This window comes from Sphingomonas sp. GlSt437 (assembly GCF_048015635.2).
Classification (GTDB): Bacteria; Pseudomonadota; Alphaproteobacteria; order Sphingomonadales; family Sphingomonadaceae; genus Sphingomonas.
Map to the genome: position 1 here is coordinate 1 of NZ_JBPGYA010000004.1, position 15,473 is coordinate 15,473.

At 61.4% G+C, this 15,473-nt stretch carries 18 protein-coding genes; 7 read left to right on the forward strand and 11 right to left on the reverse strand.

Annotated features, from left to right (window positions below; all coding sequences use genetic code 11):
• The 3 genes from istB to ACLB0R_RS16170 all read left to right on the forward strand — a co-directional run bounded on the left by istB (position 1) and on the right by ACLB0R_RS16170 (position 2,546).
• On the forward strand, positions 1-780 hold the full coding sequence (istB, locus tag ACLB0R_RS16160) for an IS21-like element ISRsp3 family helper ATPase IstB (RefSeq protein ID WP_006955904.1): 780 nt from the start codon (positions 1-3) through the stop codon (positions 778-780).
• A 156-nt stretch (positions 781-936) separates the two neighbouring features.
• Positions 937-2,193, forward strand: coding sequence for an aromatic ring-hydroxylating oxygenase subunit alpha (locus ACLB0R_RS16165; protein WP_416644396.1), 1,257 nt, complete (start codon positions 937-939; stop codon positions 2,191-2,193).
• A complete protein-coding gene (locus ACLB0R_RS16170) occupies positions 2,190-2,546 on the forward strand; it encodes a hypothetical protein (RefSeq protein ID WP_086486214.1) in 357 nt (118 codons plus the stop codon). The genes ACLB0R_RS16165 and ACLB0R_RS16170 overlap by 4 nt, the downstream gene beginning before the upstream one ends.
• An 85-nt stretch (positions 2,547-2,631) precedes the next feature.
• On the opposite strand, the gene ACLB0R_RS16175 is transcribed toward ACLB0R_RS16170, so the two are convergent.
• Positions 2,632-3,396 carry an IS6-like element IS6100 family transposase gene (locus tag ACLB0R_RS16175; RefSeq protein ID WP_001389365.1) on the reverse strand — a complete coding sequence of 255 codons (765 nt, stop codon included), beginning with the start codon at positions 3,394-3,396 and terminating at the stop codon, positions 2,632-2,634.
• Between the two features lie 227 nt (positions 3,397-3,623).
• Between ACLB0R_RS16175 and ACLB0R_RS16180 the strand changes: the two genes are divergently transcribed.
• Genes ACLB0R_RS16180 through ACLB0R_RS16195 form a run of 4 tightly spaced genes read left to right on the forward strand, consistent with a single transcriptional unit; the run spans position 3,624 to position 4,855 of the window.
• On the forward strand, positions 3,624-3,998 hold the full coding sequence (locus ACLB0R_RS16180; protein ID WP_013041565.1) for a type II toxin-antitoxin system RelE/ParE family toxin: 375 nt from the start codon (positions 3,624-3,626) through the stop codon (positions 3,996-3,998).
• The gene (locus ACLB0R_RS16185; RefSeq protein ID WP_006964370.1) at positions 3,995-4,321 is read left to right on the forward strand and encodes a helix-turn-helix domain-containing protein; all 327 of its coding nucleotides are present in this window, start codon (positions 3,995-3,997) and stop codon (positions 4,319-4,321) included. The genes ACLB0R_RS16180 and ACLB0R_RS16185 overlap by 4 nt, the downstream gene beginning before the upstream one ends.
• Positions 4,321-4,563 (forward strand): hypothetical protein, encoded by a 243-nt coding sequence (locus tag ACLB0R_RS16190; RefSeq protein ID WP_006964372.1) that lies wholly within the window; start codon positions 4,321-4,323, stop codon positions 4,561-4,563. The genes ACLB0R_RS16185 and ACLB0R_RS16190 overlap by 1 nt, the downstream gene beginning before the upstream one ends.
• Positions 4,556-4,855, forward strand: coding sequence for a hypothetical protein (locus ACLB0R_RS16195; RefSeq protein WP_006964373.1), 300 nt, complete (start codon positions 4,556-4,558; stop codon positions 4,853-4,855). The genes ACLB0R_RS16190 and ACLB0R_RS16195 overlap by 8 nt, the downstream gene beginning before the upstream one ends.
• A gap of 20 nt (positions 4,856-4,875) precedes the next feature.
• Here the strand turns inward: ACLB0R_RS16195 and ACLB0R_RS16200 are convergent, their stop codons facing one another.
• The 10 genes from ACLB0R_RS16200 to ACLB0R_RS16245 are packed head-to-tail and all read right to left on the reverse strand — an operon-like array spanning position 4,876 to position 15,461.
• On the reverse strand, positions 4,876-5,988 hold the full coding sequence (locus tag ACLB0R_RS16200; RefSeq protein WP_006964375.1) for a transglycosylase SLT domain-containing protein: 1,113 nt from the start codon (positions 5,986-5,988) through the stop codon (positions 4,876-4,878).
• 2 nt (positions 5,989-5,990) lie between these two features.
• Positions 5,991-7,706, reverse strand: a complete 1,716-nt coding sequence (gene trbL, locus ACLB0R_RS16205) for a P-type conjugative transfer protein TrbL (protein ID WP_006964377.1) — start codon at positions 7,704-7,706, stop codon at positions 5,991-5,993.
• Positions 7,707-7,716: 10 nt separating this feature from the next.
• Complete coding sequence (locus ACLB0R_RS16210; protein WP_006964379.1) at positions 7,717-7,899, reverse strand: hypothetical protein; 183 nt, start codon at positions 7,897-7,899, stop codon at positions 7,717-7,719.
• A gap of 9 nt (positions 7,900-7,908) precedes the next feature.
• Positions 7,909-8,664: a P-type conjugative transfer protein TrbJ gene (gene trbJ / locus ACLB0R_RS16215; protein WP_006964381.1), complete on the reverse strand. Its 756-nt coding sequence runs from the start codon at positions 8,662-8,664 to the stop codon at positions 7,909-7,911.
• Positions 8,665-8,689: 25 nt separating this feature from the next.
• Positions 8,690-10,039, reverse strand: a complete 1,350-nt coding sequence (locus tag ACLB0R_RS16220) for a TrbI/VirB10 family protein (RefSeq protein WP_006964383.1) — start codon at positions 10,037-10,039, stop codon at positions 8,690-8,692.
• Positions 10,040-10,069: 30 nt separating this feature from the next.
• Complete coding sequence (locus tag ACLB0R_RS16225) at positions 10,070-10,819, reverse strand: SPOR domain-containing protein (RefSeq protein ID WP_158011143.1); 750 nt, start codon at positions 10,817-10,819, stop codon at positions 10,070-10,072.
• A gap of 26 nt (positions 10,820-10,845) precedes the next feature.
• Positions 10,846-11,829, reverse strand: coding sequence for a P-type conjugative transfer protein TrbG (gene trbG / locus ACLB0R_RS16230; RefSeq protein WP_006964392.1), 984 nt, complete (start codon positions 11,827-11,829; stop codon positions 10,846-10,848).
• 17 nt (positions 11,830-11,846) lie between these two features.
• Positions 11,847-12,566 carry a VirB8/TrbF family protein gene (locus tag ACLB0R_RS16235; RefSeq protein WP_006964394.1) on the reverse strand — a complete coding sequence of 240 codons (720 nt, stop codon included), beginning with the start codon at positions 12,564-12,566 and terminating at the stop codon, positions 11,847-11,849.
• Positions 12,553-15,132 carry a VirB4 family type IV secretion/conjugal transfer ATPase gene (locus ACLB0R_RS16240; protein WP_006964396.1) on the reverse strand — a complete coding sequence of 860 codons (2,580 nt, stop codon included), beginning with the start codon at positions 15,130-15,132 and terminating at the stop codon, positions 12,553-12,555. The genes ACLB0R_RS16235 and ACLB0R_RS16240 overlap by 14 nt, the downstream gene beginning before the upstream one ends.
• On the reverse strand, positions 15,129-15,461 hold the full coding sequence (locus ACLB0R_RS16245) for a conjugal transfer protein TrbD (protein ID WP_026149854.1): 333 nt from the start codon (positions 15,459-15,461) through the stop codon (positions 15,129-15,131). Before ACLB0R_RS16245 ends, ACLB0R_RS16240 begins: the two co-directional genes overlap by 4 nt.
• Between the last annotated feature and the right edge of the window lie 12 nt (positions 15,462-15,473).

Consider the following 15,473-nt stretch of genomic DNA (forward strand, 5'->3'; position numbering starts at 1 on the left):
ATGCGTCATGATCCGGCCAGCGCCGCTGTGGTTGTCATGCTACGTGGCCTCAAAATGTATGGCATGGCGCAAGCCGCTGGTGATCTGATCGAGCAGGGCGCGCCAGCCTTTGATGCTGCCGTTCCGATCCTCTCACAGCTTCTCAAGGCGGAGATGTCCGAGCGGGAGGTCAGGTCCATTGCTTACCAGATCAAGGCAGCCCGGTTCCCGGCCTACAAGGATCTGGCAGGCTTCGACTTTGCCGTCAGTGAGGTCAACGAGGCGCTCGTGCGTCAACTTCACCGTGGTGACTTTATGGATAGCGCCGACAACGTCGTACTGATCGGCGGACCAGGCACCGGCAAAAGCCACATCGCGACGGCTTTGGGCGTCCAGGCGGTTGAGCATCACCGCAAAAAGATCCGCTTCTTCTCCACCGTCGATCTGGTCAATGCGTTGGAGCAGGAAAAGGCCGCAAACAGAGCGGGCCAGTTGGCCGAGCGTCTGTTGCGCCTCGACCTCGTCATCCTTGATGAGCTGGGATATCTACCCTTCAGCCCTTCAGGCGGGGCCATGCTGTTCCATCTGCTCAGCAAACTCTATGAGCGGACCAGCGTTGTTATCACCACCAACCTGAGCTTCAGCGAGTGGTCCAGTATCTTTGGCGATGCCAAAATGACCACCGCCCTGCTGGATCGCCTCACGCATCATTGCCATATCCTTGAAACCGGCAATGACAGCTTCCGCTTCAGAGCCAGTTCCGCCGCCCCAAAATCCAGAAAGGACAAATCACCCGCTTGACCCTGCTCGTCGCAGGCAGTACATCATCCACGCCCACCCGGGTCACTTCTCAATGAAAATCCCGGGTCACTTCTCAATGAAAATCCCGGGTCACTTCTCAGTGCAACTCAACACTGATAACCCATTGCGAGCAGAGCGGACAGAGAGGAAGTCGACATGAACGAGCAGCTTTTCAAGTTATCGCCATCCAACGTGACGGTGGAAGCGGGTTTGTCGACCGGCCCGGTATCGGTCGAATCCTATATCTCGCCCGAACATTATGCGCGGGAAAAGGAGCAGGTGTTCCGTCGCGCCTGGCTGCTGCTGGGCCGGGAGGAGGAAATCCCAAATGCGGGGGACTTCGTCACCCGCGACATCGATGTCTGCGATGCGAATGTCCTGATCACGCGCTCCAAGGGAGGCCATGTGCGGGCCTTCCACAATGTCTGCTCGCATCGTGGCAGCCATGTCGTCCTCAAGCCATCAGGCAATGCCGGGAAGTTCGTCTGTCCTTATCACAATTGGACCTACAAGAACGACGGCAGCTTGGTCGGCGTGCCCGATGAGTCCTCCTTCTTCAATTTCGACAAGAAGAACTGCGGACTTACCCCGATCGCAGCCGAGGTCTGGGAAGGATGGGTCTTCATCAACCTGTCGCCCGAGCCGCAGGTTTCGTTGCGAGAGTTTCTGGGTCCGCTCGCTGACCTGATGGCGGGCATACCATATCCCGCCGCAGGCCATCCGATCGTCATCCAGGCCGATATCGATGCCAACTGGAAGGCGATCTGCGATGCCGGCCAAGAGACCTATCACATCCCCGTGCTCCACGCCGAGACGATCGGGACGACCTACGCCTCTCCCGAAAACCCGTTCGCGCACATGCTCGATGCGCGGATGCTCGGCGCGCACAGGCTGATATCGACCTATGGCAACGCAAATTATGCTGCCAAGCCATCGAACAAGGTCGAACGGCTGGGGCAGGATACGCATAGCACCGCGAGCGTGACCTCGTGCAGCAACGATCCTGCCTTGGTTAGCTTTCTCGAGCATCCGGCGGTCAATCCCACCAAATCGACGAGTTGGGCGCAGGACGTCTACCATGTCTTTCCGCACGTCCATATCGACTTCGGGCCGGGCGGTTTCTGGACACATAGTTTCTGGCCGACGTCGCACAAGACCACGCGGTATGAAGCGCGCTTCTACGCGCCGCCTGCGGCGACCGTTGCCGAACGCTTCCGGCAGGAGCTTTTCATCAGCCGGATCGTCGAGGTGGTGCTCGAGGATCTGACCATTGTCGCCCGTACCCAGAAAGGCATGCAATCGCGCGCAAAGGGCTTCATGTATCTGCAGGAAAATGAGGTCGCCATTCGCCATCTCCATTCAACCCTCGATAAATGGGTGAAGGCGAGCACCGTGCGGGAGGCGCTGGCATGACCGACGCGAAGATCGCGACCACCCTGCCCGCCGGGTTCAAGGATCTCGAGCCGCTGGTGGACCGTTGGGCGGGGCGAACCATCGAGGCGCGCACCAAGGCGCGCTGCGAAGCTTCGATGGAAGACATCATGCTCCTTTACGACGTCATGGTCGAGCGCGCGCCAGCGATACTCGATTATCTCAAACCTTTTCCGCTGGATGCGATCGAAGGCGAGAACGCGACGCTTTTCTGCCTGCTGCTATCGCTAGGACAAGCGTCGATGGCGGTGGAGGTTCACGGGCAGCCGCAAGCTCCCAACACGCCATTCCCGCATGGCATCCGCGTGCTGAGCGGCGTCGCGCCGTTCGGCTGAGGCACAAAGTTTTTCGGGAGGCAATCGGATGGGCTCTGTTGCAAAGATTGGCGGCAGTCAGAGGTAGGCTGTCGCTCTGCGCCGATCAGGCGGCTGCTGCGAAATGGTGGTTGAGCATGCCCATGGCCTCCGTCAGCGCCGAGGGCCCAATGCCAAAAGCTCTCTCCACAAGGCGCACCTCGCCCCTGATGCCGGGCTGCAGGCACCAGGGGCGAGCCTGTCCTTTGCGCAGGGCTCGCATGACTTCGAATCCCTTGATCGTGGCATAGGCCGTGGGGATCGATTTGAAACCGCGCACCGGCTTGATCAGTATCTTGAGCTTTCCGTGATCGGCCTCGATCACGTTATTGAGATACTTCACCTGCCGGTGGGCCGTCTCCCGGTCCAGCTTTCCTTCGCGCTTCAATTCGGTGATCGCTGCACCATAGCTCGGCGCTTTGTCGGTATTGAGCGTGGCAGGCTTTTCCCAGTGCTTCAGGCCTCGCAGGGCCTTGCCCAGGAACCGCTTCGCTGCCTTGGCGCTGCGGGTCGGCGACAGGTAGAAATCGATCGTGTCGCCCCGCTTGTCGACTGCCCGGTACAGGTAGGTCCACTTGCCCCGCACCTTGACGTAGGTTTCATCCAGGCGCCAGCTCGGATCAAAGCCACGCCGCCAGAACCAGCGCAGCCGCTTCTCCATCTCCGGGGCGTAGCACTGGACCCAGCGATAGATCGTCGTATGGTCGACCGAAATGCCGCGTTCCGCCAGCATTTCCTCAAGGTCGCGATAGCTGATCGGATAGCGACAATACCAGCGCACCGCCCACAGGATCACATCACCCTGGAAATGGCGCCACTTGAAATCCGTCATCGTTCCGTCCGTCCAATCTCCGCCAAGCATGCTCAAGCTTCACGATTTTTGCAACAGAGCCTAAAATTACGGCCCTGCATCCCCGGCGTTGATACATTCGTCGCGCAGGGCGCTCGATTGAGCCGCCCCGATCGCGGTCGCCTCAATCGGCATAGCGAGCTGGCAATATGCACATACGCGCATAATTTCCGCTTGCGGGCTATGTATATTTGTGCATAATAGCCGCGATGGATACGGAACGGCCGGTTCGATGGGTGGCATCGTCAAAGCGCGATTTTCGGGAGTTCCCGGACGATGTGCAGGACGTAATGGGCTATGCCCTGCACCTTGCGCAGCAAGGCGGGCAGCACGCCAGCACTAAGCCGTTGAAGGGCTTTGGCGGCGCTGGCGTGGTCGAGATCATAGACGACCACCAAGGCGATACGTTCCGCACGGTCTATACGGTCAAATTCGCGGAGGCGGTCTATGTCCTGCACGCCTTCCAGAAGAAATCCAAGCAGGGCAAGGCCACGCCGCAGGCCGATATGGATTTGATCCGAACGCGGCTGAAATCCGCCGAGGAGCATCACCGGCAACACCAGACCCCGCGAGGCACAGCATGAGCGCACAGGACGAAATCATTGAGGAAGGCAGCGGCAATGTCTTTGCCGATCTAGGCTTTGCCGACCCCGACACCCACCTTTTGAAAGCCCAGCTCGTTACCCGTGTAGCCGAGGCCATGCAGGAACGTAAATTGACGCAGATCGCCGCCGCCAAGGTTACGGGATCTACCCAACCGGAATTGTCGCGCATCCTGCGAGGCCAGTTCCGCAGCGTCTCGGTTGAGCGGCTTCTGGCCATGCTCACCCGGCTTGGCTGTAAGGTCGATATTGTCGTGCGTCCGCAGGGGCGGACCACTGAATCGGCCGTGATCCACTTCGCCTAATGTGCGATGATTTCGCGCAAGCCCGGCTCGATATGTTCGAGGCCGGGCTATTCGGCCAAGGGCCTGCCTTCTGGCGCTGGATCGAAACCGACGCGGCGCAACCCTATCTTGCCGCGTTCGCCGCCGATCGACGGCCGCTCGAACCCGGCGAACCCTTCGCCATCGACCTAGCGGCCGACGACTTGCTTGCCCCCGATCGCCTCGCCCAGCTCGCCCTACAGATCGAGGCCGACCATGCTTGATCCCAATCCGTCCATAGCTGACCTTGACGCAATGCTAGATCGCCACCGCAATGACGATGCGGCTATGGAAAAGATCATTCGCGGGTATCTCCGCTGCGCGATCTACAGCTATCAGAAACATTGCGTCAGGCGCGCCTTGCGCCACATCGGCAAGGACGATTGGAGTTTCAAAGAGGAAGACGTTGCCGCCTTGCGGGCCGAAGGCGCGAAATCCATTTCGGACTTTCGAGACTGGCTCATTGAGGAGCTGGCCGGGATGGGAATCAGCGCCCACACCGGCTTGCCGAATTGAGCGCCTAGCGCGCCGTCGCTTCAATTGCTGGCGGTGATTGTGCGCGGAATAAATCGCGGGTCCGCCGTGGGATCGGTAGGCGAAGGATGCAGCATGTCGCGCCGGAAATTGACCGCAACGGAAATAGGCGCGGCGTTCGGCCGAGCCGCCATGATGCGGGCTTGTGGAGCTGGCGCAGCCTCATAGCTGGCCATCGGCTGCACGGCCGCCGAGGTTAGACCCCCTACCCCGCGTTCCGCTCTGGCGACGACAATTTGAGCGCGATCGAGCGGCCGAGTCTGATCGCCGGTATAGAACGCCAGATGCCAATGATCGGCATGGCCCCGGTCCCCCGGCCCCAGCAGCTCCGCCACGCGAATACCATGTTGCGCCATCACGGCGCGGATTTGCTCGCGCGTGATCGTGTGCAGCCCGGCACGCGGCACGAAATCGACCGCCTGCCCATATTTGTGAAAGCTGTTGGCGGCCCCGTAATTGGCTTCCAGCGCCCGCCACGTATCGGTTATGCGAGCATTGAACGCAGCGGCCAAGATCGAGGCGACATAGCCCGCCGAGGCGTCGGCGCTGCCTTGGGGCTGGACGATCGCCGGTTGCGCCGCGAGCTGGCCCCCGCCCGTCGCGTCGGCCGCCGTGATCGTGAGCGGGATCGAGGCCGATCGCGCAGCAGGAGCGCCGCCGCTTACCGGGATGCCGTTCACGCTGTAGGTATTATAGCGCGAGGAAAGCCACGCCTCCCAGCGCGCACCTTTCGCCATAATCAGCGCCCGATAGCGGGCATTATGGACCGGCGTTCGGGAATGATAATTGGCAACCCGCGTCCACAGGTCGCCCTTGTCATCCCGGATATGGTTTCTGATACGCCATGCAGCGAGGTTGTAGGGATAGCACCCCGCCGCAAGCACATATTCGGGCCGGATACCGTAGCGTGCCAGCGATTGAATATAGCTGGAATTGAGCTGCATCGAGCCAAGATCGGCGGTGTTATTGGTGTTCTGGACGCGCGCGCCGGGCCGACCGTTCTCTTGTTCCGCGACCGCCAGCATGACGTTCGCCGGAATGTTATAGCGCAGCGCCGCCGCGATCGAGCATTGCACCCGTTCTTCTATGACAACCGGAGGCAGATCAGCGGCCATGATTAGCTGTCCCCCCTTCTCTGGACGAAGGCCGCAACTTCATCCTCTGGCGTCTCCATGTCGCCCGCATCACGGGCGGCCGAAATGGTATCGCCCGCGAATTGCGCCGTGGGGGGTGGCGATGAATCGGACGAGCTGGCGGGACTGCCCGCGCCGGTCGCGGGAGCGAGCGTTTCACTTCCCGACGATGCCGAGGCGGCCGACGCGCGGATATTGGCCGCCAGTCGGCCGCCCACCGTATTTCCCACCCGCTCTTTCAAAGCGCCCACCGCCATACCAGCGGCAGCGCCGCCGAGGATGCTTGCGGTTTTCGCCGCACGGCTAAGGCCGGTGCGTTGCGTGCCGCCAGTGTCGCCACTTTCGGGCGTGCCTTCACCTTGCGAGCTGGCGGAGCTGGCCTCCCCCTCCCCCGCAGGCGAGCCACCGGCAGCGCCGCCGCCGTTGCCGTCTTCACGATCGGCCGCCTCGCTACCCGCAGCGGCGCTAGTAGCCGTGCCGCCGCCCGCGCTGGCGGCTTCCGAGCCGCCTTGAAGGCCGCTGTTGTCATTGGCCGGGGGGGAACCGCCATCGCCGCCCATAGCGACGCTAAGGGGCGTGCCGCCGCCCCCACCGCCACCGCCGCCGCCGTTATCGCCGCCTCCCGGCATGTCGCCCGCCGACGAAAGCGGTTGCCCGCCTCCCATGCCGGTTTGGCCGCCTTCACCACCGCTCCCACCAGCGGCAGCGAAGGCGGCCTTGATCGCGCTGGCTCCACCCGCAGCGTTCATCGCGCCAGCAGCGATCATAGCTCCACCCGTGGCCGCCGCCCCAGCGGCCATCCCGGCAGCACCCAGCGCGGCCCCTGCCCCAAAGGCTCCGATACCGCCCGCCGCGTGGATCGAGCCGCCACTTATAACGCCCCCGACCATTGCGGGAACCTTGTTTACGAGCGCCAGAAGCACGACCGCGAAGACAAGCATGGTGCCCAAGTCTTGAACGGTCGCCCCCGCACCCGTTTGCGCATAATATTGGTCAAGGAACGTCTTCCCGACGCCGACGATGAGAACCATCGTCATCAGAGACGCGCCGACCGCGACCACCGTTTTGAAATAGTTCAGCGCAATGTCGGAGGTCCAACGGGAACCGCCGAAGCCCAAGAAGATAACCCCGCCATAAGCAAGGATATAGCCGGACGCCAAGAGGAGCAGCATATTCACGCCGACGAGCGCCAAGACGATCAGGACGCCAAGCGCGATGAGAACCTGAATCGTAGATTGGAACGGCGAGGTTATCGAAAATTCTTCATTGGTTTGGCGGAAAATGTCGAATCCAATATCGACAATCCCCGATGGGGCGAGGTTATTAGGAAGGCCCGATGCTTGGGCACCCAGCGAGCGCAAGCCTTCAATGATTGCAATGCCGATCGCCGGGCCGTTGATGAGGAGCCACCAAAAGACACCGCAGAAGACAGCGAAACGGATTGTCTCGGAGGCAAATTCGCCAAGATCGGCGCGGCGCAGCGCCATTTGCCCGAAAGTCCATATGAGACTGATCGCGGCCAGAGCGCCGAACAGAATTGTCGCGTGCGTTGTGAAGACGCTCGCCCACGCCGCCGCCATGCCCTTATATCTGTTCAGAACATTATCGAGCATACCTTGCGATTGCGCATAGGCAGGGGTCGCGGCGAACGTGAGCGCCAACCCCAAGGCGGACAGATGCAGGCGAGCTAGAGCCTTCATAGTGCGGTCCTTAATTCTGGTAATTGCCGATCGGCGTTGGCTTGGTCTTCATTTTGTTGGAGGGGGCCTCAATCGTCACATTTGGCGGAGTTTCCACGGTGACGGGGGCAGGCTTTTCATTTTTGACTACGACGACCACCGCGACGACGATCAGCGCAATGGCGACCAGACTAATGATTAGAGTTCGAGACATAGTTGCTCCTTAATTCTGGTAGGTTCCTACCGGGGTTGGCTTGGTGCCCATTTTCGCCGTCCCGGTTTCCATTGCCGCAGCATCCCGATCGAGCTGATATTGCGATTGGGCCGTCAGCGCGGCGCTTTGCGCGAGCAGCACGCCGCGAATCTTCTGCAACTCACTGGCCTGTTGCGCCGCGAATTGGTTGGCATAGGACAGAGCTTGCATTTGACCGCTGGCACCCGTGGCGTTGGCTTGCAATTGGTCGAGGCGCTGGCCGTCAGACGCGAGCGTCGTCATGGCGCTGTTGATGCCGTTCATAGCGTCGGCATTTGCGGCCATCTGGCTAGTCGTGCGGGCACGCGCGGCAGACAAAGCCGCTGTCCTTTGCGCGGCCGAGCAATTCCCGGAGGTGCAAGCGTTGGTCTGATAGTAAGACGGATTTTTGAATTGGTTCATATAGGTGTTCACGTCACCAGCTTGGCGCGCGAACGAGCTAATTTGATTGACCTGACTTTGCAGGCTGTCGATCGTTTGCGTAGCCTGCTGCCAGAGCTGGACCGGCGCGCCGACCGTGTTCTGAATCATATTTTGGTATTGCTGTAGCTGCGTCTGATACTGCTGGATTTGCTTCGCCACCGTGGCGACATTTTGCAGCGCGGAAACGGTTGTCTGGCGGACGTTCGCAACGTCGATGACCGAGATTTGCGCATTGGCGGACGGAGCCGCCAGCGCGAGGGTGATCGCCAAAGAAATTTTAGCGGCTAAAAATCGAGACTTCATTTTGCTTGCTCCCTTTCATCTGGCGTCAATAATCGAATGAGCGGTAAGGCTTTGAAAACGTGAGGTCTTTCACGACAACCACATTGAAGCGGAAGCCGGGACGGATAATCAGCGTGGGCGATATGTTCAGATTGCGCTCAATCATCATCGCCGTGGTCTGTCCGAGCTGCTGGCCGAGAGCTTGGCTAAGGGCTTGGCTGGCGGACATAGTGCCATTGGCGTTCAGGCCGGTTTGCGGCTGACTAAGGGTTACGCCAGCGGTCACACCCGACATGAGCAGCGCGGAGCCGAAGATACGGAACCAATGCGCGTTCACTTGGTCATGGAACCCGGCATAGCCCGCGCTGTCCGACCCCGGCATAGCGCCAAGGTCGATCGCCTTGCCGTCAGGAAAGATGATCCGTTGCCACGCGATGAGCGCGCGCGTCTGCCCAAAGACCGGGTTGGAATCATACGCGCCGACAAGGCGCGAGCCTTGCGGGATCAGGAGATAGCGGCCCGTGGCGGTATCGAACACGTTTTGGGAAACTTGCGCCACAATCTGCCCCGGTATTTGCGAGTTGATGCCGGAGATCAGCGTGCCGGGAATGACGAAGCCCGCGCGGAGCTGGTAGCGCGAGGGCGCTTCCACTTGGCTGTTCGAGGCCCAGCGATTGCCACCCGCATTGTTGGCGAACTGGCCATAGTTGGCAGGCGGACGGGCATTGGACGCTCCCGGCGCGGCTCCGGCCCCTCCCCCGGCCACTTGGTTTGACAGGGCCGTAAGGGTGGCAATGTCGGAGGCCGAGGGCTGGCGGCCCTGCGCCATCGCAGCGGCCATTTGCTGTTGGAGGGCGACGAGCTGGCTTGCCGGATCAGCGCCGCCACTCATGCCGCCAGCGCCAGAGGATGCCCCATTGCGGCCGTCCTGCCATTTCAGGGCGGTAGGAGAGCGCACGGCGCTACCGAATTGGGCAAGGCGTGCTTCGCGTATGGCTTCCATGCGTGCGCGGCGCAGATCGGCCGCCGTGGGGGCGTTAGGTTGCGCTGGCGAGGCGGTGACGGTTGGCGGCGCGTTGGGATCAACCGGCGCGACCGGAATACCATCGGCGGGCGGCAGCGGGGGGGCGTTCGCCATAACTTCCGCAGCGCCGCTTGGCGCTGTCCCCGCAACCTTGTTCGCAACATCGGCCGAGCTTTGCCCGACAGCCGGTTGAACCTTGGTCGCCGCATTGTCCGAGGAGCGATCAATCATAATCGACACTACGATGGCGATGAACAGCGCCACGATGCCAAGGACGATCAGCAGCGGCGCATTATTGACCCTGCGAACACCTGTCACCAAGCGTCCGCTATTCCCGTCCGCTGCACCGCCCGGCGAGGCTTCCGGCGACATGCTATCAGCATCAGACATAAACTTACCCCCTTACCCGGCCTTGACGACGCCACAGCGCGCGGCACGGATGCCCTTGCACTTGGCGCGCGCCGTCGCGCTGGATTGAAACTGTCCGAATTGGATGCCGTGAGAGCGTCCGTTTTGGACAAAGCGCGGCGTCACGCTCGCCCACGAAGGGCGAAGGCGCGCCGTCGCGCGCCAATAGGCGCGTGCTGCGCTTTCGGAGGAGAAGCCCGTCAGGCTGACAGACCACGTTCCGGCCTCTGTTCCATTGCCGCCGAAGCCGGGTTGCGTGCTGGCGACGGGCGACGGAACGGGAGGAGGTGCGGCAGGCGCTACGGGCCGGTTCGCCCGTTCGATCAGCTCCGGCGTTGCGCCGGTCAGATCGAGCGCCCACCCGGCAGACGGGTAGATACCCTTTTCATCCACGCCATAGATGCGGGAGAAAGTTTGCGCGCCGACCCGCAGCGTCACGCGGTAGGAATCGGCAATTGGCTGATCGACGTAATAGCGCAACGGCGTGGCCGCAGGATCGGGCTTCACGCCCTTGCCCGCCTCAATCACCGCATAGCCTGCTTGGCGCATCGAGGAGCGCAAGCCGTCACCATAGGCCCCGCCCCCGGTAGTCGGGATCAGCACCCGGCTAATCGCAGGCGGGTAGAGTTTCACCAGCTCCGCCACGGAATCGTCAACGAGGGCTTGGGCCTGATCGGGAGGAGCCGGAACGGCGAAGCTGTCCCGGTGCGAAACGCCCGCGCAGCTCGTAAGCAGGAAAGCCACTGATACAAAAATCGCACCGCGCACGATCAGCCCCCCCTTGTGATGGTGACGCGCTCTTGGCGCTTGCCGACACCGGAGATGAGGACCGCTTGGTCAAAAATCTGATCGACAATGTAGCGGCCATCTTGGAGCCGGTAATTGACGATGGAGGTATCAGCCGCCTTGGAGACGCTGCCCCCGGCCCGGACGATCAGCAGCGATGGCGCTTCCGTCTGCTCCATCGCGTGCGGCATTTCGATGATGGTTTTGACGCCATCATTGTAAACCCGGACGGGCTTCCAGCGTGCGCGGCCGTCAACGCTATAGTGGAAATCGAGATTGGAGAGATATTCGCTCCCTCCCCTGCCCGTCCCGCGCGCGCCATCGGGCACCGCCATCGTGTTTTCGGCGCGCGCCGTGTCCGATCGAGCGCGGAAAGCGGCCCATTTGGCTTGCGCTTCATCGGGATAGGTGAACGCCACCCGCGACATGAATTGCGTCCGGTGCGACACCAACCGGATATGGTAGGTGCGGCGATCGGTCGTCACGATCAGCGTTGTATTCAAGTTCGCATCGAGCGGCTTGATGATAAGATGCTGGGTTTCGTTCGGCCCGGAATTGGAAACGGCCGGTTCGATCAGCCAGCGGGCGCTATCGCCCACGTTGACCGAATTGATGTTCTCGCCCGGCTGCAACTGCACATCGCAGATTTGCAGCACAGCACAGACCACGGAGGGTTCGGAGGTGCCGAAGGCGAACAATACCGCGCCTTCGGTGCCCGGCACCGGCTTGATGCCTTCGGCGCTTTCCGCCTGCCAGCGCCGCGCGATCGACAGACCCTCGCGCTGGGTGCGCGTCAGGTTCGGATTGCGCGGGCTGATATAGGCATTGGGATCTACTTGCGCCCCTCCCCCGGCAGGCATGGGCGCGTTCGCGGGCGGCATGTCGTCGGGAAGCGGCGGGCCGTCCTGCGCGGACGCGATCGAAGGCAGCGCCGCGAGGGCGGCGGCGAAATAGGCGATCTTCTTCATGTTGATTGTCCCTCCCATCAGAGTGTGCGCGACCAAGAGAAATCTTGGACGAACACGCCCAAGGGGTTTTGCTTAATTTGTTCCTCCGTGGTGGCCGAGCTGGGCGGCGCAACGCGGATCGTGACGAGCGCGCGCATTTTCGCCGGAGGCTGGATAGGCTGGCCTTGCCGATCGCGCTCCGTCTCGGTCCAATCGACCTGCCAAGAGGTCTTGGTTTGCTGAATTACCGAGGCGATTTCGACCGACACGGTTTCCCGCGCCGCGCGGGCGAAAGGCGTATTGTCGGGATTGCCGTTGAGATAGTCGGTCATCTTTGCCAACGCCGGATCGTTCGGCGCGAGCATCCCATAGACCCGGAAAATGGCTTGCTTTTGGAGTTCAACGTCAGCCGTCACCATGCGGGCCGACTGGATGAAGGAGCCGACTTGCGCTTGCACCACGCGCGCATCGACCGGCGAAGCCACATCGGCCCGCTGGGTCGCTATCGCGTCCCCCAGCGAGTCCACGCGGACCACGTAAGGGATGAATTTCGACTGACTGCCAATCGCTATGATGCCGCCGACAGCGGCGAGGACGATCAGCATCGAAAGGATTGCCATAGTCTGCCACAAGCGCCGCGAGGCAGCGATGCCGCCCACATGCTCATTCCATTGCCGCCGCGCGTTCAGGTAGGGGTTGGGATCAACCGGGGCGCTTTCCGCAGCTCGCCGCCCCCGCAGCTTGTCAAACAGACTCATGCAGCTTCTCCGAGGTATAGGGGGCCGCCGCCGCGCGGCCGATATTGATGGTGGATTCGACGCCACGGATGGCCAGCCACTCGTTGACCCATGCCGGGCCATAGGCCGCTTCAAGGGCCTTAATGGTGGCGATGGATTCCTTGTCGGTCGCGCCGACGAAGGACAGGGCCACGGGGCCTAGCGCCAGCTCAAAGAGCCGCCGCCCCTGTTCCGAGAGATAGTAATATTGGCGCTTGGGGATGGCCGTCGCCAAGATTTCAATCTGGCGTGTATTGAGGCCCATGCGTCTGTAGAGTTGGGCGGTATCGTCATCGCGCGCATAGACGTTCGGCAGGAAAATCTTGGTCGCGGTGGACTCCACGATAACGTCAAGGATGCCCGAATTTGCGGCGTCAGACAGGCTTTGCGTTGCCATGAGAACAAGGCAGTTGGACTTGCGCAGCACCCGGAGCCATTCGCGGATTTTGGCCCGGAAGGCGGGATGCCCCAGCATAATCCATGCTTCATCAAGGATGATCGCGGCAGGCTGGCCCTTCAAAGATCGCTCGATACGCCGGAAAAGATAGAGGAGGACCGGCAGCGCGTATTTTTCACCGAGGTTCATCAGCTCCTCGACTTCAAACACGGTAAATTCCGACAGGCTCAGGCCGTCATGTTCCGCATCGAGAAGATGGCCCATAGAGCCGTCCACCGTGTAGGTGCGGATCGCCTCGCGCACCGTTTCATCCTGAATCGTGACCACAAATTCAGAGAGGGTTTTGCCCCCGCTGGCGTGCATGTTGACGATGGCGTTGCCGATTTCGTTGCGTTGCGCGGGCGTGGTCGCCACGCCGTTGAGGGCTAGGATTGTGTCGATCCAATCCATTGCCCATGCGCGATCGGACTTGGTTTCGAGGAATTGGAGCGGGCAGAAGGCGAGCTTTTCGTCATCCCCGGCGACAGTGAAATGCGCCCCGCCCACCGCCTTCGCCAGCGGGTAGAGCGACAGGCCCTTGTCGAACGCGAAAATGGACATGCCGGGATAGCGGCGGAGCTGGGCGGCGAGCAGGCCGAGCAGCGTTGACTTGCCTGCGCCCGTGGGGCCGAAGATGAAGCTATGCCCCACGTCGCGGACGTGGAGATTGAGCCGGAACGGCGTGGAGCCGTTGGTGACGCCAGACATGAGCGGGGGCGAGCTGGGCGGATACATCGGGCACGGCGCATGATCGAGGCCGGTCCATATCGAGCTGGTCGGCATCAGGTCGGCTAGGTTCATGGTGTTGATGATCGGGCGGCGGACGTTTTCGACGCCATGCCCCGGCAGCGTGCCCAAGAACGCCTCTAGGTTGTTCACCGTCTCGATACGGGCCGCGAAACCGAGTGCGTTGATAGCCTTTTCAAGCTGGCGCGCGGCCTGTTCTACCTTATCGCGGCTTTCGTCCGTCAGGACGACGACGCCGGTATAGTATCCTTGTGCGATAAGGCCGGAGTTGACTTCCTCCAGCGCATTATCGGCATCGGCCACCATCGAAAGGGCGTCCTGATCTATCTTGCCGCTGTTGGTCTGGAAAACCTGATCGAAGAAGCCGCGAACCTTTTGCCGCCACTTTTTGCGGAAATCCTCAAGGTGTTTCACAGCTTCATGGAGGTCCATAAATATGAACCGCGTGGACCAGCGATATTCAATCGGCAGCTCGCCCAGCGCCGAGAGGATGCCCGGCGTCGATTCCATCGGGAAACCTTCGATCGCTACCGTCTGGACGAACTTGTTGCCGATGCGCGGGATTACGCCCGTCCACATTTCGACACCGCCGATGATGGAATCGAGATACATCGGGTTCGAGGGCAGCACGACCGGCTGATTTTTGCCGGTGACGCAGAATTGCAGCCACCGCAAAAAGTCGTCGTGCGTCACGGTCGAGCCGTCCTCATTTTCGACCTTGTGAGCGCGAAGGCGGGTCAGCTTCACGGCCGAGGACAGACGGCTTTCAAATGTGGTGATTTCGCGCTTGAAGCGTTCAACCAGGTCGGCCGTGCGTTGCTTGTTGTTCGGCCGCTCCCGATCGTCGTCAAACATCAGCTCGACAAACTTTTGCTCCGCTATGACCGGAGGGAAATAGGTCGCGGTAATGACGAAATAGCCCTCATACATGGTGCCGAGGGACTGGAATAATTCGCGCCTTTCCTGATCTATGGCGTCCGTCACCGGGTCAGGAAAATGCGACAGACCCGCAGCCGAGTAGGCGGCAGCAGGGCGGCGCGGCGCGTCAACGTGGATCATCCAGCCATTGCCCAGCCCGGCGAGAGCTTGGTTGATCCGAAAGCTGACCATATCGCGCTGGCGGTCGGTGGAGCTGGCGTTATCGTCGCCCTCATAAATCCACGCGGCCATGAACGAGCCGTTCTTGCCGACGATTACGCCATCATCGACCATCGCCCCATAGTTGAGCAGATCGGCAAGCCCTTCATCCTTGGAGCGATACCGGGCCAGCTTGCGTTCGGCCGCGTTGGCGAAGGACGCAAAGGCGAGGACCGCGAGCAGGGCCGCCCCGAAGATCGCTATGACGACAGCGATTGTCTGGATCATTTTTTCTTCCCCGGTTGCCGGTAGCGGCGGAATTGCAGGCGGCCGTTCTTGCGGAAGGGCGTGGAGTGGGCCGGGTAGTAGGGGCGATAGGTGCGGTGCCGCATGTAAACGAACCGCATCAGCGGGTCCGATTTCGCCATGAGACGACAGGCCCACACGCCTGCAAACCAGATCAGCAGGCCAGCGGCCCACGCCTTCAAGGAATTGATGGCCGGAACGATCAGCGCCATCGACGCTAGGCCCGTGAGCATGACCAGCTCGCGGTCCCCACCCAAAAACAGATTGTTGCGGACGCCAGAGCGGCGAATAGGCACTGATCGCAGAGCCATGTTGACCGGCCC